The following is a 20,083-nucleotide window of genomic DNA, read 5'->3' as shown; positions in this document are numbered from 1 at the left end:
TAGTTCCAAAACGCAATATCGAAACATGGCTCCATTACCTGAATGGTGAAGCGGTAAATGAGGAAAATGACTATCCCAAATTGGTTAAAGAGCGAGGATGTAAGCTTGCGGTGGATCAACTGGTGAGAATGTGCAAATCAGCGGGGCTTCCATCGGATGCTCCCTCAGCGCTAGCAGCCGCCTGTGATGAATATGGTAGGGTAAAATCCTCAGCCCAGGATGACACTCGCTAGAATGAAACCCCCAAGAATCTGGCCAATCAGGCCATGGCTCTTCTCAAGGTGACAGAGGCAACAAATGAGAGTGATCGAACACCTCTTCCAGGCAGTGCGATCAGCCACTGTCTTCAACCCTGAGGTTCAGGTGGCACCGAGTTGTATCCTGTGGCCGGATCACGACAGGCAATGGGAAGCAGTGATATCGCGACTGCAAAACGAATTGCCCGACCTGCTTGTGCTGGGAGAGTATTCACCAGATAAACACACCGGACCCGCTATATGGCTGCGGTGTGTCATCGCTGGGAAAAACAATGATCTTCAGTTGCCGGAAGGCTGCACGCCCATTATCTATCTCCCCGGCATCAGCCGCCAGGATCTGCGAGCGGTGGAGAATTGCCCGGACCATCTGAAGCCAATTGCCGAGCTGCAATATCGCGGTGTGATCTGGTCACAGGTAAATGCCAAGGACTGGACGATCCTTGCCTTTCTAAAATCCGATCAGGGAGGCTTGGGGTTGGACATTGCTCAGGACAACGACACTAAGAGAGCCATGCAGCTGGCCCTCTACAGGTTGCTCGATGAAGACGTGGAACTCCTCAAGGGCAAGCATTTGGATAAAGACTATTTCAACACACTGCTCACCGGTGGCGATCCGGTCAGAGATCTGCTCATTTGGCTCGACCAAGGGGATGCTTTCAAGGCTGGAAGAGGAGAAAACGAATGGGCTGGGTTCGTAGAAATCTGTAAATCGCAGTTTGCTTTCAGCCCTGAGAAGGATGGCGCTCTGGTCGGAGCAACAAGGCTCGCAAATCACCTCGGTCCCTGGCAACCGGTCTGGGAGCGCTATTGTGAGGCTCCAAGGCGTTACCCCAATATCCCCAACCAGATCCGTAAGTGTAAAATGCCTGAGCTTACTCTGTACTCGAATGCCACTTCTCATGGGGGATGGCCCCAATGGAACGAGATGCAGGAGAAAGGGCTCAGACAACAACTGCTTAGCCTTCAGAAGTACCCTCCGCACGAGGCTCGGGAGAAACTTCCAAAAATCGACAAAATGTACAAGGACCTCCGGCACCTCGTGTGGGCGGAGTTGGGTGAATCGCCGCTGGCTCTGGCCCTGGAACATTTGACTCTCTTGGCTGAAGTCACCTCCAACTCTCTTGCCGTAGGAGACATCAACGACGTTGTAGCCATATACCAGACATCCGGCTGGCGGGCTGATGATGCTGTCTTAAAAGCTCTGGGATGTGTGAGCAAGGATGAAGACCTGGAAGCCGTCCGTGGAGTCATTCGAACCATATATCTGCCCTGGATGGAAGAGGCTGCACGACATCTGCAAAAACTGGCGGATCAGTCCGGTTATGCGGGTGAACCCGTGGCCAGGTATAAGCCCTCGGGTGGTAATGCCGGTGAGTGCATGGTTTTTGTAGACGGCCTTCGTTTCGACGTTGCCAAACGGCTGGCCAATCTGCTGTCCACCAAAGGACTGAATGTCAGCGAAAAGATAGTATGGACAGCACTGCCAAGTGTTACCGCCACCGGCAAGCCGGCTGTGACACCGGTTCGGCATCTCATCGGCGGACAGGAGGCAAACTCCGATTTCGAGCCTTGCGTTAAAGAGACAGGGCAATCATTAAAGGGCGGGCACCATCTTCGAAAGCTACTGATCGATGCCGGATTCACCTTTATTGAGAAGCATGAAACGGGGGACGCTACAGGCAGAGGGTGGTGCGAGCTCGGAGACATCGACACCGAGGGCCATGATCATGGATGGAAGCTGGCAAAACATATTCTTCCCCTTATGGTGGAGATAGTGGAACGAGTGGGCCAGCTTCTCGATGCCGGGTGGAAGACCGTGCGGATTGTAACGGATCACGGATGGCTTCTGCTCCCGGGAGGACTCCCCAAAGTCGATCTGTCGGCTTCTCTTATTGAGAACAAATGGGGACGTTGTGCGGCGCTAAAAGCTGGAGCTGCCACTGAAGAGCGCTTGTATCCATGGTACTGGAACCCTGCCCAGAGTTTTGCGCTTGCAGACGGAATAAGCTGCTATCGAAATGGACTCGAATATGCCCATGGGGGGCTAAGTATCCAGGAATGTTTGACTCTCGAATTGCTGGTTACCCGTGCGACCGGTGGACAGTCAACTCGAACAGTGGAGATTACCGACATTGTTTGGAAGCAATTTCGCTGTACAGTCGCTGTTGACGGAGATTTCCTAGGTCTCATCATGGACATCCGCACTGAACCCGGCAATGCAGCATCCAGCGCGGTGGTGAGTGCCAAACCGCTCAAAGAGAATGGGACTGCTTCCGTTGTCGTTGAAAATGAAGAGCTTGAAGACTCTCAGGTCGTTGTTGTGTTGATCGATCAAAAGGGTGAGCTTGTGGCTCAATCTGCTACCATTGTGGGTGGAGGCGGCAAATGATTGAATTAGACCACATTGACAGGCTTGCGGCCTCCCACCTCGAAGGATATCTGGTTCGCAAGGATCTTGTTCGCACCTTCAGCCGCCAGTTTCCGGTTCCGACTTACGTGGTTGAGTTTTTGCTGGGGCGCTACTGCGCGAGCATCGATCCGGAGGAGATCGAGGAGGGGCTGGACGTCGTTCAAAGGCAGCTCAAGTCCCGAACGGTTAAGGCCGGTGAGGAGGAGCTTTTCAAGGCAAGAGCGAGAGAGAACGGTGAGGTCAAAATCATTGATCTCATTACGGCCAGACTCGATGCCAGGACGGACTCCTACCTGGCGACACTTCCAAGCTTGAGACTCCAGGATGTTCGGATCAGCCCGGAACTGGTCAACCAGCACGAGCGTATGCTCACGGGTGGATTCTATGCAGAAATCTCGCTGGCCTACGATGCCGGCATTGCTCAGGAAACGAAGGGCCGCCCCTTCGGAGTGGAAGGCCTACGTGAGATTCAGCTGTCCAAAAGAGATGTCCTCGATCAATTGGGAAAGGCTCGAAGGAACTTCTCGACCGAGGAGTGGAAGTGCCTTCTCTTGCGGAGTATCGGGATAGAGTCGGGGGGGCTCTCAGATAGATCAATGAACGCTCTGTTCTTACGGATGGTTCCTTTCGTTGAGCGCAACTATAACCTGGTCGAACTTGGCCCGAGAGGGACCGGCAAGAGCCACCTGTTCCAACAGGTTTCTCCGTATGCTCACCTCATATCCGGCGGCAAGGCGACCGTTGCCCGCATGTTTGTGAATAACTCGAACGGCCAGCGTGGATTGGTCTGCCAGTATGATGTGGTCTGCTTCGATGAGATCTCCGGGATTTCTTTTGACCAGAAAGACGGCGTCAACATCATGAAGGGCTACATGGAGTCCGGGGAATTCAGCCGTGGCAAGGAGAGCATCCGGGCAGATGGTAGTATTGTCCTGGTTGGAAACTTCGAAGTGGATGTGGAGCACCAGCAAAGAATCGGGCATCTCTTTGGCCCAATGCCGCCCGAGATGAGAGATGATACCGCTTTCATGGACCGCATCCATGCCTATCTGCCAGGCTGGGATGTTCCAAAGATCCAGAAGGAGCTACTTACCAGCCACTTCGGCCTGGTCAGTGATTTCCTCTCGGAATGTTGGAGTCAGCTCCGCAACCAGAGCCGCATAGCATCGCTTCAAAACAGGGTCCATTATGGCGGTGCACTCAGCGGGCGTGACACGAATGCCGTTAATAAGACCATAAGCGGGCTGCTCAAGCTACTCTATCCTGCTGGGAATGAGGAAGTACCCGAGGAAGAAATCGAGTGGGCGGTTCGAATTGCTCTTGAGGTCAGGCGGCGTGTAAAGGAACAACAGAAACGGATCGGTGCGGCTGAATTCCTCAATACTCACTTCAGCTACGTTATGGGAAGGGATGGCGTTGAGAAGTTTGTTTCGACCCCCGAGCTGCAGAGTGAAAACAGCATTGGGAGTGATCCACTGGAGCCCGGCCAAGTCTGGACTATAAGTCCCGGTGGTATGGATGATCATGCTGGTCTGTACCGCATCGAAGTCAACGAAGGCCCAGGCTCGGGTGTAAAGATCCTGAACAAGCCTGTTCCTCCGGCATTTAAGGAGAGTGTCAGCGTTGCCGAGCAGAATCTCTATGCCCGGTCCATGCAATTGATCGGAGACAAGAACCCCAGGCAGCACGAATTCTCGGTTCAGCTCAGGGCCTTTGATGCCTCGAAATCCGGCGCCAAGCTGGGAGTGGCATCCCTCGTCGCCTTCTGTACCTCAATCCTGAAGAAGAGCGTGCGTGGTGGGCTGATCATCGTTGGAGAGATCAATTTGGGCGGCTCGATAGAACAGATCCACAACGCGGTTTCCATCACCGAGATCGCCGTTGAAAAGGGGGCGACGGCCATCCTGATGCCGGTAGGGTGCCGCAAACAGCTGTTCGATCTTTCCGACGAAATGGCGACCAAGGTTGACATTCAGTTTTATTCCGATGCGCGTGATGCTCTCCTCAAAGCGGTCTCCGAATGAGATAGGAACGAAAGCCGGACGCTCCATGAATTTTCAATAAGCTTCAAGAAGCTGCCTACCTATTGGATCATGTGCAAGTCAGCTCCACCCTCCACGTCTCCAGCCGTGCTTCCAGCGCTTCGCCCAATGCCCGGAAGATCAGGGTCCGGGTGGTGTCGCCCGTCACCAGGATGCGGATCTCCAGGCGTTCTTCGGGAAGATCCTCCCCCAGCCTTTCCGGCCATTCGATGACCGCAACGCCTTTTCCAAAGAGGGCCTCCTTCCAGGGGAGGGTTTCGAGCTCCTCCGGGTCGGACAGCCGGTAGAGATCCAGGTGGTAGAGATGGAGGCGGCCTTCGTATTCATTGATGAAGGTGAAGGTGGGGCTGGTGATGAGAACTTCCGGGGGAATGCCCAGTCCCCGGGCGACGCCGCCCGTCAGAAGGGTCTTGCCGGCTCCCAGGTCGCCCTGCAGGGTCAGAATATCGCCGGGATGGAGCAGTGTTCCCAGCTTGAAGCCCAGGCGGTACGTGCAGTCTTCATGGGGGGAATGGAGGGTCAGCTCCCGCATGGGCTCATTCCGCCTGACCGTTCATGCCTTCGAGAGACCCGATGACGGAGGGCACATCCTCCAGCAGGTCGGAAGCGAGGAGTCCCCGACTGGCTAAGCCCTTCATGCGGAGATCGGCCGCCCTCCCGTGGATGTAGACTCCCAGGCACGCCGCGCGAAACGGATCGAATCCCTGGCCCAGAAAGCCCGCGATCATGCCCGTGAGGGCGTCGCCCATACCGCCGCTCGCCATGGAAGGGTTGCCCGAGCTGTTGATGGCGATCCGGCCGTCGGGGGAGGCCACCAGCGTCCGGTGCCCCTTCAAGACGAGGGTGACTCCATATTTGCTGCTGAATTCAGCGGCGATTCCCATGCGATCCGCCTGAACGGCCTGGGGAGAGCTCTGAATCAGGCGGGCCATTTCTCCCGGGTGCGGCGTGAGAATTAAGGGTAGATGGGCTTTTTTAAGGATTTCAGGGGATTCCGCGATGGCAGTGAGGGCGTCGGCGTCCAGAACCATGGGGCAGGAAGCTCGCTCCACCACCGTCCGCACGAGGGCCTGCGTTTCCTGGTGGAGGGAAATGCCCGGCCCCATGGCGAGGGCCTGTTTCCCGTCGACAAAATCCAGGATATCGTGCAGCGCCGCTTCCGCCGGGGATTGCTCCTCTGTTTCGAGGATAGGATAAGTCATGGCTTCAGTGAGCTTCACTTCCAGGATGGGGTTCAGGCTGGAGGGAATGAAGAGGGTCACCAGCCCCGCGCCCGCTCGGGCCGCAGCCTGGCAGATGAGGCATGCTGCCCCGGTTTTTCCCCGAGAGCCTGATAGCACCGCCACGTGACCGGCGTTGCCCTTGTGGGTGTCCGAAGGCCGCGGCTTCAGCCAGCCGGCAAGGAAGGCTTCATCCAGCCACCAGCGGACGACGGGGCTGCCGTCATCCGTCGACGCCGCAACGGTTGGCGGGATGCCGATGTCCACGACCTGGAGCTTCCCCGTGTATTCCGGACCCGGATCCATGAGGTGTCCGATTTTGGGAAAGGCGAAAGTGGCGGTTGCCGTGGCGCGGACAGCCGTTCCCAGCGGATTTCCCGAGCTCGCGTCCAGGCCCGATGGGATATCGACGGCGAGGATCGGGCAGGGGAGGGTGTTCATGCCGTCGATGATCTTGCGAAAGAGCCCCTCCACTTCGCTGTTCAGGCCGGTTCCCAGGATTGCATCGATGAGCACGTCGCTCTCTCGAATCCAGCGCCACTGAGCATCGAAGTCCAGGGCCTCGTTCCAGACGACCACCGGAACATTCAATTTTTCCAGGATCTTGAAATTGCCGAGAGCATCTCCCTGGAGGCGGTCGGGATCCCGGAGGCAGACCACCCGGACGTAGGCGCCCTCCCCATGGAAAATACGGGCAAGGACAAAGCCGTCCCCTGCGTTGTTGCCGCTCCCTGCGACCACCGTGATGCGCTGTGAGGACAGGCCCGGAATCACCTGGCGGAAAAAACATGCCGCGCCCCGGGCGGCGTTTTCCATGAGCACCGCGCCGGGAATCCCGACTTCTTCAATGGTCTGCCGGTCCATGCGCGCCATTTCGGCCGCGGTGACGACACGCAATCCCTGCTGTGAATCTTTCACCTTATTCTTATCCTTGTGTCCGGTCTATTTCGTCGTCAACTTTCCAGAACGACCATGGCCGCTCCATAGTCTCCGTCGTCGGTGAGGCTCAGGTGCCGGGCGCGAATCCCCTGTTCTCCGCAGAATAGCTCCGCCCGCCGGGAGAGAACGATTTCAGGCTTTCCCAACGCGTTGTTGATCACTTCGATGTCGAGCCAGAGGACGGGAGGACGCATCCCTCTCCCGAGGGCTTTCACGAACGCTTCCTTGGCTGCGAATCGCAGGGCGTAACACCGGGCCGGTGTTTTACGGGCCGAGCAGACCCGCTGTTCCCCTTCCGTAAAGACGCGCTTCAGAAAGTGATCGTTCCACCGGGAGAGCATCTGCTGGATCCTGTCCGTCCGGATGAGGTCGATGCCGATGCCGTAGACAGCCATCTATTCGTCTACCCGGTGACCAGTGCCAGCATTTCACGCACTGCCCGGTCCATCCCCACCAGGACCGCCCGTGCGATGACGGCGTGGCCGATGCTGAATTCCTCGATCTCGGAAATATTCCGGAGCCAGAAGATATTCTGATAGTCGACTCCGTGGCCGGCATGGACTCCCAGTCCCAGTTTCCGCGCCAGCTTGGCGGCCGTGCCCACGCGGTCGTACTCTTCCTGGCGCCTCTGGAAGGTTTTCGCCTCGGCAAAGCTCCCTGTATGGATTTCGACGTAATCGGTTTCCAGCCTGTGGGCCGTCTTGATCTGCTTGGGGTCCGGATCGATGAAGAGGCTGACGGCGATGTTTCCCTTGTGAAAGGTTTCCATGACCCCACGGAGGGATTCTTCGTGCAGAGTGACGTCCAGTCCGCCTTCGGTGGTCAATTCCTGGCGCTTTTCCGGGACGAGTGTCACCATATCGGGCTTGATGCGCAGGGCCGTCTGGATCATTTCCGCAGTGGCGGCCATTTCCAGGTTAAGACTGGTCTTTACCGTTCGCCGCAGGACTTCCACATCCCGGTCCTGGATGTGGCGCCTGTCTTCCCGAAGATGGACCACGATCCCCTGCGCTCCGGCCAATTCCGCCAGGGCGGCCGCCGTGACCGGATCGGGCTCGGCGGCCAGGCGCGCCTGGCGCACCGTGGCCACATGATCGACGTTGATAGCAAGTCTGGCCAAGATTCCTCCTTATTTCTCCTTTGGGTCTGTGTCACCGGGCTTCAGATACCAGTCGAAGCTTTCTTTCTCGTGCCCCAGAAGATGAAGCAGGTCCATGCTGCGGGTCTCCATTTCCCGGGCGGCTTCCTCACCGCGCTCATGGTCATAACCCACGAGATGCAGGATGCCGTGGACCAGGAGGAGGTCCAGGATTGCCGAAAAGGGCCTGTCATGCTCCATCGCCATGTGCTGGGCCGTGGGGGCTGAAATGACCACGTCGCCCAGGAGGTCCATGCAGACGTCTCCGAATTCCCCTTCCCACATGGGGAACGACAGCACATCCGTCGTGGAATCGATATGGCGGTATTGCCGGTTCATGTCGGCCATTTCCTGGTCGTCCACAATGAGGATGCTCAGTTCGACGTCAGTGTATCCCAAGGCGCTTAAGATCCGCTCCGCTTTTTCCTCCAGGAGCCGGGGGTTTATCTCGATCCGGCTTTGGTTCACGCTGACTTGAATCACAGACATCGGATTTTCCCTTTCCGTCATTGGTGGGCGCCGTCGGATATTCAATGCGCTTGTGATGGACCGTGGCAAGGATCTGGTTGAAGTGCTTGGCAATCTGGTGCAGATCCTTCAGCGTCAATTCGCACTCTTCCAACTGTCCGTCACTGAAGATATTGTTGATGAGGCGATTCACCAGCCCCTGAATGCGGGCCGGCGTCGGGTCTGTCAGGGATCGGCAGGCCGCCTCCACCACATCCCCCAGCATGACGAGCCCCGCCTCTTTGGTCTGGGGCTTGGGGCCGGGGTAGCGGTAGTCGTCCATAAGGATAGGGGGGAGCTCCGCGCCTTTGCTCGTCTTTGCCTTTTCCCTGGCGTCCAGGGCCTTCTGGTAGAAGAAGGAAATGAAGCTTTTGCCGTGATGCTGGCGGATGATATCGATGATCTCCCTGCCCAGATGGTGCTGCCTGGCCAGCTCGACTCCTTCCTTCACATGAGAAATGAGGATGAGGCTGCTCATGGAGGGCGCGAGCTTCTCATGGCGGTTTTCACACTCAAACTGGTTTTCGATGAAGTAGAGGGGCTTCTTGATCTTCCCGATGTCGTGATAATAGGCGGCCACCTTTGCCAGGAGGGAATTGGCGCCGATGGACTTGGCGGCAGCTTCCACCATGTTCCCCACGATGATGCTGTGATGGTAGGTCCCAGGGGCCTGGACCATGAGCTCCTGGAGGAGCGGCTGGTCCATGGTGGCGAGCTCCAGCAGCTTGATGTCGGTGGTATACCGAAAAGCCATTTCCACGAGAGGGGTCAGGCCCGTTGCCAGCACGCCCGCAAAGAGGCCGCCGCTGAAAGCGAAAAAGGCGTTGGTCACGATCCTGAAGAAGACGAGCTGGTCTTGAATGAAGGCGCTGAGAACGATGAGGATGACGTTGGTGCATCCCACCAGGACGCCCGCCCGGATGGGGATCATGCGGTTGCGGCATGGGGCAACGCCGTGGGCCGCCACGAAGCAGCCGATGAGAAAGAAAAAGAACATGCCGAAGTCCTTGCCGAAAAGCATGCCCGTAAAGATCGTCAGGACGAGGGAGAAGAGGAGGGAGATCGTGACCCCGAAAAAGATGCTGGTCAGCATCGCCCCGGCTGTCAGGGGGACGGCATACAGAAGTGTCCTGCCGCTCAAATGGCTCGTTCCCTCGCCGATGATTTCGGCCATCCACAGGGCCGACCGCCCCAGCATCAGCATGAAGATGAGGACGACACCCAGAAAGAGCAGGTCCTGAAAATCCATGCGAAAGGCCGGGATGTGCTGCTTCGTGACATTGGTCACCACCCAGATGGACATGCCGCTGAAAAGAAACATGGTGAGGATGATGATGAGCTGGTGTCTTTCGGGGCGGGACTGCGCCTGAGCTTGCAGCTTGAGAATCTCCAGGGGGCCTATCTTTTGCCCCTCACGCACGAGCATTTCGTTCTTGGCCAGGTGTATGTAGATAGGAGAAGTTTCGGCATAGGCTTTTTCTCTGCGCGCGTTTGTTTCTTCCAGGTTGAAGCTCAGGTTCGGTTTGAGAAGCTGCGTCACGAGGAAAGCGATGCTCATCATCTCCTTGACGTTCTTTCCTTCCTCCAAAGCCTGCATCCTGGCCATTTTGCGCACTTCTTCCAGATCGGGAAAGGCGTGAGGCGAGGAGGCAAGGTATTCATTGGACGAACCGGCCAGGCGGACGACGATGCGCTCTCCCCGAGCCTGCAGCAGGGAAATCTTGCTGGCGACAATTCCGTTCTCAAAGGCGGATTTTAAAAGGTCCCCCACCTTGTTCCGTAGCTTTTCATCAAAGCGGGCATCCATCAGGTTGGAAAAGATTTCGTCGGGGACGGAAAATCCCAGGAGCACCTCGAAATCTTTTTTTACCGGAAAGGCCCCTGCTGAGGGCCTCAGTTGCCTGAGCTCCAGAGGGAGGGGCTCCACGATGGATGACAGGGGGTTTCGTGGGGGGGCTGTCAGGAGGGATGGCTGTTCGGTTGGAGCGGTGTCCTCTTTCAGGTAATCCTGCATGGTCTCGAAGGCCGCAGTCAGCCTCTCCAGGACCTGCTCGCCCACACTTTCATCCAGGTCGTACACCAGGGGGGACAGGCGGACGGCCTCTTCGCGCTTCTTGAGGGTCGCTTCCTCGTCCTCGATGCGCAGGTCCTGCCCGGCCTTGATGTTTTGATCGGCGATGTCTCCCAGTCTGTAGGGAGGGGGAGCCATCACGAAGGATGGGGCCAGGAGGAGGGAGATGATGAGACTGAGGGCTCCCAGGAGCAGAATTTTTTGGCAAAGGATATCCTCCAGGGAACAGAGAAGCCTGGTGCCTGCCAGGATAGCCTTCGGCCGGTTCTTGTGCTTGTCCAGTTCTCGTTTTTCCTTTTCCATGGCCTCACTCGTGCGATGCCCCCTGGGATGCGGGAGCTTTGCCCTTTTCCAGTCGCTCGTAAGCCTGAATGATTTCCTGCACCAGTCGGTGCCTGACCACATCCCGGTTGGTGAAAAAAACCAGGCGTATCCCGTCGATTCCTTTCAGGAGGCTGATGGCTTCAACGAGTCCCGAGGCTTTGTTTTCCGGCAGATCGATCTGAGTGATGTCACCCGTGATGACGGCTTTGGACCCCAGCCCCAGGCGTGTCAGAAACATCTTCATCTGCTCCCGCGTGGTGTTCTGGGCTTCGTCCAAAATGACAAAGGCGTCGTTGAGGGTGCGTCCCCGCATGAAGGCGAGAGGAGCAACTTCGATAGCGCCCCGTGCGATGAGGTTGGCGGCTTTTTCATAATCCATCATATCGTGAAGGGCATCGTAGAGCGGTCGCAGGTAAGGATTGACCTTTTCTGCGAGATCGCCCGGCAGAAAGCCCAATTTCTCGCCGGCTTCCACAGCCGGGCGCACCAGAACGATACGCCTGACCTGCTCTCGACTCATGGCCGCCACGGCCATGGCCATGGCCAGGTAAGTCTTCCCCGTTCCCGCCGGTCCGATTCCGAAGGCGATGTCATGGTTCCGGATGGCTTCGATATACTCCTTCTGCTTGACGCTCTTGGGCGTGATGACCCGCTTGTTGGAGGCGATGAACACCTGGTCCAGGAGTATGTCCTTGAGATCTCGATGGATGTTTTCACTCAAAATGCGGATGGAATAGAGAATGTCACTGGCGAAAAGGGGATATCCCTTCTGGAGGATCTCCATCAGCTGGTGCAGGAGTCGCTCGGTGAGCTCCACCTGGGGCTTGTCCCCCGAGAGGGTGAACTGGTTTCCCCGCAGGTGAATGCGGATGTCCAATTGTTTTTCAATGATCTTGAGGTAGCTGTTTTGCTCTCCCGCCAGTTGCTGCACCAGATGATTGTCGTCAAAAGCAACCTGCACGGTTGCCGTTTGCCCTTTAACCTTATTCGCTGTTGGGGCCAAAGCCTTGGTGTCCTCTCTTATATAATGAGCCCCGAAGGGCGCGTCGGTCCATGATATCTACCATGCGGTTTTTTCTATCAGAAACGAGCTATTTGTAGCATGGGTTGACTCCCATGACAATACGCACTTTGGAGGGAACGCCGCAGGGCGCGAGGGTAGATGGGATGCGCACTCACGAGGTTTCCACCGGCACGGGCTCACGATCCCAAACGAATCCAGCTCCCCGCTTGGATAACTCTTCAATATTTGGTAACCTGGAACGACAGGAAAAAAGCGATGCTTCAGCGTGACCCCAGGGGAGGGGCACGGGAAGGGAACCAAGACGGTACGAAAGGGAGTGCACCGGATGCAGTTGAATGGGTTGGATTGGGTCCTGCTGGGAATAGGGCTCTTTTGCCTGGGGCGGGGGTTTCTGCGAGGGGCGATTTCTCAAGTGTTTGGCATTGCCGGGGTCCTTGCAGGGTTCATCCTGGCCTCGCATTATTTTGAAGCAGTGGGAAACCGGCTCTCTCAGAGCTTCCCCAGCCTGGTCGGGGCTCAAGCCATCGGTTTCACGCTGCTCTTTTTTCTGGCCTGGTTTTGCCTGGGTGTGGTCGGCTTCGGGATGTCCCGTGTTTTTGAACGCACCGGGCTGGGCTTCTTCGACCGGGTCTGGGGTGTGGCGGTGGGGCTCCTCAAAGCCCTCACTCTGGCGGTTATCCTCATTTCGGCTTTGACGTTTTTCCTGTCGCCCCAGAGCACGATACTTCAAAAGTCCGCATTGACGCCCTATGTCCAGGAGGCTGCCCGAATGGTCATTCATGCGACTCCCGAAAAGGTTCAAACGCTTTTCCAGAAGAAGCAGGAAGAGCTCAAACGCTATTGGTTGGATCGTGACCGGGGGGGCGAAAAACCCAAACCGCAAACGGAGAAGGAAGCGAGAGTGCACTCATGACGGAAAATTTCATGGAAAGTGGGGAAGACAGGTGGTTCAAAGTGCGGCAGATCTGGGAGATCATCGATCGTCTTCGGGGTGAAGGCGGGTGCCCGTGGGACCGGAAGCAGACACCCGAGAGCGTTCAGACCTATTTGATTGAGGAAGCTCACGAGGCTTCCGCCGCCATTCGGTCCGGTCACCTGTCCGAAGCGGTGGACGAGCTGGGCGACCTCCTCTTCATGGTTTTATTCCTCATCCACCTCTACGAAGAAAAGGGCAGCTTCCGGTTGGAAACGGTCTGTGACGCCATCTGCCAAAAGATGATCCGCAGACATCCGCATGTCTTCGGGGATGCCACCGTGGAGTCCGACAAAGAAGTGCGTCAGAACTGGGAGAAGATCAAGGCGGGGGAAAAGGCCGCCAACAGGCAAAAGTCCGGCGGAATCCCCGAATCCCTGCCCGCTCTCATGCGCGCCTATCGCATCATTTCCCGCCTTTCGGGCAAAGACGATGCTCCCTGGAACGAGGTTGAGGCCCGGACGCAGGAATTCGTGGGCAAGAGCCAAGTCCTCGGGAGCTACATGGCCAACGGCAGTCCCATATCGCCCAGGGCGTTCGGTGAAATCCTCCTGGACCTGGTGAACCTGGCGCGCCTCAAGGGATACCGAGCCGAGGACTGCCTGCATGAGGGTTTGAAGAATCTATGAGGCTCATGGGGAGAGGGACACCATGAAGGGAAAGCCGCGGCAGATCATCGAGGGTGAAGTCCACGAAGCCCTGAGGCTGCATGAGCGCTTCGGGGAAGCGCTTTTCCATGCTGATGAGATCAGAGGGCTCCTGGAAAACTACCGGAAGGCCATTGCCCGGACTTCCTCGCTCATGCTCCGGAACGGAGTTGTGGAAGGCTGTACGGTGTGTGCGGCCCAGCCCAGGGGAAGCTGCTGTTTTTCGGGCATCGAGGAGGGCTTCGATGAGGTCCTGCTGCTCATCAATCTCCTGTTGGGCAAAGAGCTGCCCGATGCTCCGGAACTTCCCGAAAGCTGCTATTTCGTGGGAAAATACGGGTGCAAGCTGGCGGCCAAGAGCTATTTTTGTTTGCATTACCTGTGCCCCGGCCTGCAGGAGGCGCTGGGGCCCGCGGGCTGCCGGGATCTGCTGCGCGTGGTGGGCGAGGAGCTGAGCGCCGGGTGGGAACTGGAGCAGGCCGTGCGCCGGTGGATCGGTAAACACGGGGAGCGGGGTGGCTTTGAATCACCTGCAGACACTGGACTTTTGTAGGAGCGGCTTCCAGCCGCGACAAAGACAGCTGGTTCCCAACAGAGTCGCGGCTGGAAGCCGCTCCTGCACGGTCATCACAAAGTCATGATCTCATCCATGCAGCGTATACCAGAAGAGGAGTGACAGGATGAAAACGAAGGCCAGAGGGATGGTGATGGCCTCCTTTGCCGCTGATTCTCTCGCGCTGGGAGCCCACTGGATCTATGACACGGGGATGATCGACCGCAAGTTGGGACGTGTCCAACAGCTGCTCAAACCCTTGAAGGAATCCTATCATCCCACAAAAGACCGGGGGGAATTCACTCACTACGGAGATCAAACCCTCGTGCTCCTGCAATCCGTTGCGGATGGTGGCGGATTCGATCTCCGGCATTTTGCCGGGAGCTGGCGGGGACTTTTCAAAGCTTACCATGGTTATGTGGATGAAGCCACCAGGGCGACCCTGGGGAACTTTGCGTCGGGAAAAGGACCGGAGGAATCGGGATCATTCTCCAACGACCTGGGCGGAGCCGCCCGCATCGCCCCCCTGGTCTACCGTTACCGGGAGGACGTGGAGCAGCTCATGGCGAGCGTGCGAGCCCAGACCGCCATGACCCACAATACACCTCTGGTGGTGGACGGTGCGGAATTTTTCGCCCGCGTGGCCGGCAGGGTCCTGGCGGGGGAATCTCCCGTCACGGCCATGCAGGAGGTCGGAGCCGAATGCTTCAAGGGAACGCCTGTGGAGGAAATGCTGAAGGAAGGGCTGGACAGCTGGACGCTCGAAACCCGCACTGCCATCCTGGAGTTTGGGCAAAGCTGCGACGCCCATGGAGCCTTTCCGTCGGTGGTGCACCTCATCGCCCGGTTTGAGGAGGACCTGCGGGAAGCCCTGGTGGAAAATGTCATGGCCGGGGGCGATTCCGCCGCCAGAGGGCTCGTCGTGGGGATGGTTCTGGGGGCTCATCTGGGACCTGATGCGATTCCCCAGGAGTGGTGGACCGATTTGAAGCAGGGAGAGCGGATCCTGCAGCTTTTGGAGAAGATAGACAAAGAAGCCCCGTAGGGGAGCGGGTCGGCAGGGCATTATCGTCTCCATTGCAGAGCATCCACCACGCCATGACAGCGGCAGCTGGTGGCGATGAGATAGCTTCCGGGTTGCTCTGCCACCTGCCTGGCCAGAATGTCTTTCAGATATCCGCCGGGATAGCCCCCAACGCCTGGAGCAAGCTGCCAGCTCCTGAAGACGGCCACCTGGAAGCCCGGGACCTGGATGCGGCTCAGGTGCTCAAAAAGATTTCCCGGCCGGGGCTCCCGGGTGTGAGTGCACACCTCGTCGGGCTCGTTGCATGCGTCGGGGCAGATCCAGGTGGCGTAGCTGGCATACAGTGTTCCCGTGGACATGCGGTACGGGTTGGGGACCTGGGCGTCTGCCGCTTCGGGAACGGGGAGGGGTTGCACCTCGCCGATTGTGCTCAGCTGGTGCAGCATCCATCGAAATGCAACGTGGACGGGAACGGCGGGAACGACCCAGACGTCGTCGGGGACGGGCCTTTGGCACAAAAATTCGAGGCAGTCTTCCACATGGATGGGCAATCCCAGCTCTTCGTGGACCTTCTGAAGGCGGTCTTCCCGAAGCTCCACCACGAGAAAATGGCTTTCGGGCAGTCGGCGGCTCAGGCGTTGCGCGGCAATATACCCAAAATGTCCCGCCCCGAGGATCCAGATTTTTCGGGGAGGATATGCGGCCATAAAAGAAGATTCTGAAGAGCTCATCGTTTTAACTGCACCTTTCATTTGCGCTTTGAACGGCGTATGTTATATGGATATCAGGTTACATGATCGATTGTGAGTTTGACCTGGCTCGAATGATGACAGCGGATCCCATTTCCAGAGGGCTGCGGCTCACCCGCATGGACGAAAAGGGGTAATGATGAGTAATCTCTTTGCTATATTTGGAAAAATCGCCGAAGAGCGCATCCGTGAATCCATAGATCGGGGAGAGTTTGACGACATTGCCGGGAAAGGAGAGCCTCTGCAGTTGGAGGATGACAGCCACCTCCCGCTGGACATTCGACTCTCTTATAAAATCCTCAAAAACGCCGACTGCCTGCCTCCCGAACTGGAATTGCGGAAAGAAATCCGAACAACGCAACAAATGCTTGCCGGTATCAGCGATACCCAGGAAAAATATAAGCAGATGCAGCGGCTGAATTACCTCATGATGAAGCTCAATATGAAGCGAGGGGTTTCCGCTTCCCTCGAAGAAAACCAGGATTACTACGAAAAGGTCTTGGATCGAGTGAGCAAGAAACCAGGCTCCTGAAATTCCGTCCCTCTCCAAGCATCCAATCCACGTAAAAAATCCGGGCAGACCCTAAACCTGCATGCAATGGCCGTTCGTGCCGAAACATCGAGGCACGAACGGCCTTCCATATTATTCCTGCTGAGGCTCCACATGGGGTGAGATGCCCTCCTGGGGTGGCGGCGCCCCAGGCAGCAGAGGCGCGAAGCGCGTATCGATGCGCCGGATGTCTGCCTTGATGCGCTCCTGCAGCCTGGCGTATGCATCCTCCAGCGAACGCTCCATCACTACGATCTGCCCCTGGCTCATGATGAGGCGCTTCAATTCTGGGATTTTCGTCTGGGCGGATGACTTCAAATAAACCGGCTGAATATAAATGATGACCTTCCCCACGGGCAAAATGACCATCCTGCCCGGCACCACCCGCGATCCGATTTGATCCCAGAGGGTGAACTGCTCGGCGATGGTGGTGTCCTGGTTGATGAGGGCGGAAATTTGCGAAGGCCCGTAGATGAGCTCGCCTTTCGGGAAGTTGTAGACGATGATCTTGCCGTAGTGGGGCGCATCACATCCCACCAGGGCCAGCGCCCGCAGATTGTCACGGCCTTTGGGGCTCATGGGGGCCAGGAGCAGGAAATCAAACCGCGGCGGCTCGATGAGGTCAAGGGTGAGATAATAAGGCGTAATGCGGGAAACCTCTTTTTCCTGGTAGCTCTTGGCAAATTCCCACACGTCCTCCTGCTGGTAAAAGACATCGGGGTCCTGCTGCTGATACTTGGCATAGATGGTCATTTGAATGTCGAAAAGGTCCCGGGGATAACGCACCTGCTGCACGAGCTCGGACGGCATTGCGTCGCGGTTCTTGAAAAGGCCTGGATAGATGTGGCTGTAGGCCTGAATGATGGGGTCTCCGGTGTCGAACACATAAAAATCAACGGTGCCGTTGTATGCGTCTACGACGATTTTGACGGAATTTCGGATGTAATTGAATGTGCCCGTTGGGGAAGAATACGGGGTGGCGTTGGGATACATGGCCGAGGTGACGTAGGCGTCCTGGATCCAGAAAAGATTTTTTGCCGTCACGACCAGGTAGGGGTCGTCGTCGAGAAGAAAATAGGGCGTGAGCGTCTTGATGCGCTCTATGATGTTCTGGCGGTGCAGGATTTTGCTGTTCTTGTTGGTTTTTGTCGTGAAGAAAATGTCCTTGTCCATGAAGTAGTAGGCAAAGAGAAGCTTCTTGAAGAGTGAGTTCAGGGGAACGCCGTCCTTTCCCGCGTAACTGGTCACGGCGTTGCTGTTTCCTTTGGGGTAGTCGAACTCCCCGGCGTCATTGGGAGCGATGACGTACGGGTAGGACCCCAGTCCGAAATAGATCGCCGGTTGTTCCAAGCTGAAGCCGTATTCCGATTCGGGAGGAATCCCGCGGATAAACCAGGTCATGGGCTCGTCTCCCCCCTGACTGGCGGGAGTCATAACGGCGCCGTAACCGTGAGTATAGGTCAGGTGGCGATTCACCCAATTGAAGGCGCCTTCCGGAAGCTGGCTTTGTTCCAGTTCCCTTGCGGCCAGGAAAACCTGCTGGTAGTTGCCGTTGACAGTGTAACGCCCTACGTCCACAGGGGTGAAATTGTAATAAGTCCGAAGCTGCTGCAACTGCTGATAGACGTCTTCCAGCAGTTCTCCATCCCAAACGGGAATATTGCGAAGCTCCGCCTTGATGGCCGGGGAATCCAGGTCCGTCGGAACCCTTTGGGGACTGAAGTTCCGTGTTTCCACCTCGTTGAGATTGTAGGCGGCCAGCGTGGCCTCGATATTGCGGGCGATGAAAGTTCTTTCCCGGGAAATCTCGTTGGGCTTCACGATATATTTGTCTACGAGCTTGGGAAGAAATGTCGAGTAGCGGGCTCCCATGGCAAGAAGAAACAGCACGGCGAAGGCGCCGAAGGCCCAGAGTCCCCGATGCCTGTGAATGAGGAAAATCAGTGAGAAGGCCGTTCCCGTGAGAAAAAGGAGCGTCAAGGCGATGAGGGGCAGGATGACCCACATCTGCACAAAACCCGGCCCGTAGAACAGTACCTGGTGATCCGTGCTGTAGAGCAGCCCGTACGCCTGTAAGGCATAATCCCAGATCTCAATGAAAAAAATGAGCAGAATGAGAATGCTCAAATGCCACTTGGCGCCATTGGGGAATGTCTGCTCCTGCCGGGACAGCAATCGCTTTTCGAGCCAGTAGAGCACAACCAGCCCCACCAGGAGCAGGGCGAAGGCCAACAGTAAACGACGCTGCAGAAGCGTATAGATGGGGTAGGAGAAGAGGTAATAGCTGATATCCTTGCCGTAGACGGGATCGCTGAGTCCCATGCGGGGGGCGAACAAATAAAGGAGAAACTTTTCCCAATGGTTGAACAGCGGCCAGGCGATCAGGACGCTCAGGAGCAGGGAAAGAGGGGTGTAAACCCTCATGGAGCCCGTGCGGAACATCTGGAACAGATCCTTATACGCCATCTTCTGTGCGTTGTCGTCGGACTGGGGTGGGGCGGTGGTTCCCAGGTAGCGGGAAGCGATCCAGAAGTTCAAGAAGAAAATCAGGAAGAAGAAAACTGTCACGGAAATGAGAACGACATATCGATAGAAAAGTCGTTGCAGGTAATAGAACCCATATCCCAGTGAATCGAACCACCAGAAGTTTACCAGGAAGTTGACACCGAAGAGGCTGGATGCAAGCATGATCAGGTTGAGGCCAAGAATGCCAGCCCCTAAAATCAGTAACCAGCGTTTCCACGGGTTCATCGTTTTCTCCTTATTTCAAATTGAGCAAGTCCTGTACGGCTGCCAGGACGAACCAGACAAGCACTGGGAATCTAACCACACCGCTTCAAACTGGTCAAAGATTTTTATTTCGAATTTCATTGGTTACCCCTCGGAAAAAACCCGGACGGGAATTTTCGTTGCCATAACCCGTACGACTGGAGAGGGGAAGGAAAAGGGAAGAGACGCAGCTTTGGAACGAACACATGCACCGATACTATTATTTGGGCTACAAGCAACCCTTTGAGTGTTTTGTACGCTACCTTGTTGAGAGTGATCCCCGCAGTCCGAAGGGAAAAAGGGAGTCTTTTGTCCAGTCTGGCAGAAAAGCCGCGTAACCTTGCAACACTGGCGATACTCAGTGTCCGAATTCTAGGTGGAGGCGACCTGCCATAGCCTCGGGCTGCCCGGAAGATCGCCGAAGCGGAACGGTGGAGCATCGCTTTTTGATTCATGCGCCAGCACTCTGGGCTTGGATACCGATTTAATCAGAATGAAAATCCATTTTAATGAAAAGGGGGAGTGCCGTGAGGATTCTCGTGGTTGAAGATGACAAACAAACCTCGCAATTCATTGCCAAGGGGTTACGGCAGGAAGGCTTCGCCGTGGACCTTGCGCCCGATGGCGAAGATGGGCTTCATCTGGCGCTGACAGAACCTTATGATGCTGCGGTGATCGACATTATGCTGCCCAGGCTGGATGGGCTGGCGCTGATTGATGAGATGCGCCGTAACAGGGTTCATACCCCTGTTATCGTTTTAAGTACCCAAGCAAATGTTTTCAAACAAAGTTGATATGATGAACGAAATCGGATAAGTGATATTACGATGTTAATGTCAAAGCCTCTACGAGGAGCCTGCGTGAAGTACGTAAAGCCATTATCCGA

Annotated in this window: 17 protein-coding genes; 8 read left to right on the top strand and 9 right to left on the bottom strand. The window is 56.5% G+C overall.

Features of this window, described 5'->3' with window-relative positions; translation table 11 throughout:
• Positions 1-297: 297 nt before the first annotated feature.
• Both pglZ and brxL read left to right on the top strand, forming a co-directional pair.
• Positions 298-2,646, top strand: coding sequence for a BREX-1 system phosphatase PglZ type B (pglZ, locus tag MWC30_RS15470; RefSeq protein WP_244085098.1), 2,349 nt, complete (start codon positions 298-300; stop codon positions 2,644-2,646).
• Entirely contained in the window at positions 2,643-4,691 is a 2,049-nt protein-coding gene (gene brxL, locus MWC30_RS15465) for a BREX system Lon protease-like protein BrxL (RefSeq protein WP_244085097.1), read from the top strand. The genes pglZ and brxL overlap by 4 nt, the downstream gene beginning before the upstream one ends.
• A gap of 67 nt (positions 4,692-4,758) precedes the next feature.
• On the opposite strand, the gene tsaE is transcribed toward brxL, so the two are convergent.
• Genes tsaE through MWC30_RS15430 form a run of 7 tightly spaced genes read right to left on the bottom strand, consistent with a single transcriptional unit; the run spans position 4,759 to position 11,869 of the window.
• On the bottom strand, positions 4,759-5,241 hold the full coding sequence (gene tsaE, locus MWC30_RS15460; RefSeq protein ID WP_244085096.1) for a tRNA (adenosine(37)-N6)-threonylcarbamoyltransferase complex ATPase subunit type 1 TsaE: 483 nt from the start codon (positions 5,239-5,241) through the stop codon (positions 4,759-4,761).
• Between the two features lie 4 nt (positions 5,242-5,245).
• Positions 5,246-6,847, bottom strand: coding sequence for an NAD(P)H-hydrate dehydratase (locus tag MWC30_RS15455; RefSeq protein ID WP_244085095.1), 1,602 nt, complete (start codon positions 6,845-6,847; stop codon positions 5,246-5,248).
• A gap of 35 nt (positions 6,848-6,882) precedes the next feature.
• On the bottom strand, positions 6,883-7,263 hold the full coding sequence (gene acpS, locus MWC30_RS15450) for a holo-ACP synthase (protein ID WP_244085094.1): 381 nt from the start codon (positions 7,261-7,263) through the stop codon (positions 6,883-6,885).
• A gap of 8 nt (positions 7,264-7,271) precedes the next feature.
• Positions 7,272-7,988, bottom strand: a complete 717-nt coding sequence (locus MWC30_RS15445; protein ID WP_244085093.1) for a pyridoxine 5'-phosphate synthase — start codon at positions 7,986-7,988, stop codon at positions 7,272-7,274.
• Positions 7,989-7,997: 9 nt separating this feature from the next.
• Positions 7,998-8,495, bottom strand: coding sequence for an rRNA maturation RNase YbeY (gene ybeY / locus MWC30_RS15440; protein ID WP_244085092.1), 498 nt, complete (start codon positions 8,493-8,495; stop codon positions 7,998-8,000).
• Positions 8,392-10,887, bottom strand: coding sequence for an HD family phosphohydrolase (locus MWC30_RS15435; protein ID WP_244085091.1), 2,496 nt, complete (start codon positions 10,885-10,887; stop codon positions 8,392-8,394). Before MWC30_RS15435 ends, ybeY begins: the two co-directional genes overlap by 104 nt.
• A 4-nt stretch (positions 10,888-10,891) precedes the next feature.
• Entirely contained in the window at positions 10,892-11,869 is a 978-nt protein-coding gene (locus tag MWC30_RS15430) for a PhoH family protein (protein WP_244085090.1), read from the bottom strand.
• Positions 11,870-12,257: 388 nt separating this feature from the next.
• Here MWC30_RS15430 and MWC30_RS15425 point away from each other — a divergent pair, with 388 nt between their 5' ends.
• The 4 genes from MWC30_RS15425 (at position 12,258) to MWC30_RS15410 (ending at position 15,150) form a co-directional block, all read left to right on the top strand.
• Positions 12,258-12,845, top strand: a complete 588-nt coding sequence (locus MWC30_RS15425) for a CvpA family protein (RefSeq protein ID WP_244085089.1) — start codon at positions 12,258-12,260, stop codon at positions 12,843-12,845.
• Positions 12,842-13,534, top strand: coding sequence for a MazG family protein (locus MWC30_RS15420; RefSeq protein WP_244085088.1), 693 nt, complete (start codon positions 12,842-12,844; stop codon positions 13,532-13,534). The genes MWC30_RS15425 and MWC30_RS15420 overlap by 4 nt, the downstream gene beginning before the upstream one ends.
• Positions 13,535-13,556: 22 nt before the next feature.
• Positions 13,557-14,105: a hypothetical protein gene (locus tag MWC30_RS15415; RefSeq protein ID WP_244085087.1), complete on the top strand. Its 549-nt coding sequence runs from the start codon at positions 13,557-13,559 to the stop codon at positions 14,103-14,105.
• 127 nt (positions 14,106-14,232) lie between these two features.
• The gene (locus MWC30_RS15410; RefSeq protein ID WP_244085086.1) at positions 14,233-15,150 is read left to right on the top strand and encodes an ADP-ribosylglycohydrolase family protein; all 918 of its coding nucleotides are present in this window, start codon (positions 14,233-14,235) and stop codon (positions 15,148-15,150) included.
• A gap of 20 nt (positions 15,151-15,170) precedes the next feature.
• Here MWC30_RS15410 and MWC30_RS15405 read toward each other — a convergent pair whose 3' ends face one another.
• Positions 15,171-15,860: an NAD-binding protein gene (locus MWC30_RS15405; protein WP_244085085.1), complete on the bottom strand. Its 690-nt coding sequence runs from the start codon at positions 15,858-15,860 to the stop codon at positions 15,171-15,173.
• Between the two features lie 157 nt (positions 15,861-16,017).
• Between MWC30_RS15405 and MWC30_RS15400 the strand changes: the two genes are divergently transcribed.
• Positions 16,018-16,410, top strand: a complete 393-nt coding sequence (locus tag MWC30_RS15400; RefSeq protein WP_244085084.1) for a DnaJ family domain-containing protein — start codon at positions 16,018-16,020, stop codon at positions 16,408-16,410.
• A 111-nt stretch (positions 16,411-16,521) separates the two neighbouring features.
• On the opposite strand, the gene MWC30_RS15395 is transcribed toward MWC30_RS15400, so the two are convergent.
• Complete coding sequence (locus MWC30_RS15395; RefSeq protein ID WP_244085083.1) at positions 16,522-19,179, bottom strand: UPF0182 family protein; 2,658 nt, start codon at positions 19,177-19,179, stop codon at positions 16,522-16,524.
• Positions 19,180-19,736: 557 nt separating this feature from the next.
• Between MWC30_RS15395 and MWC30_RS15390 the strand changes: the two genes are divergently transcribed.
• Positions 19,737-19,991 carry a response regulator gene (locus MWC30_RS15390; RefSeq protein WP_244085082.1) on the top strand — a complete coding sequence of 85 codons (255 nt, stop codon included), beginning with the start codon at positions 19,737-19,739 and terminating at the stop codon, positions 19,989-19,991.
• Positions 19,992-20,083: the final 92 nt, after the last annotated feature.

Origin of the sequence: Desulforhabdus sp. TSK (assembly GCF_022836495.1) — a bacterium.
Taxonomy (GTDB): domain Bacteria; phylum Desulfobacterota; class Syntrophobacteria; order Syntrophobacterales; family Syntrophobacteraceae; genus Desulforhabdus.
This window is presented reverse-complemented; position numbering and strand designations above follow the sequence as displayed.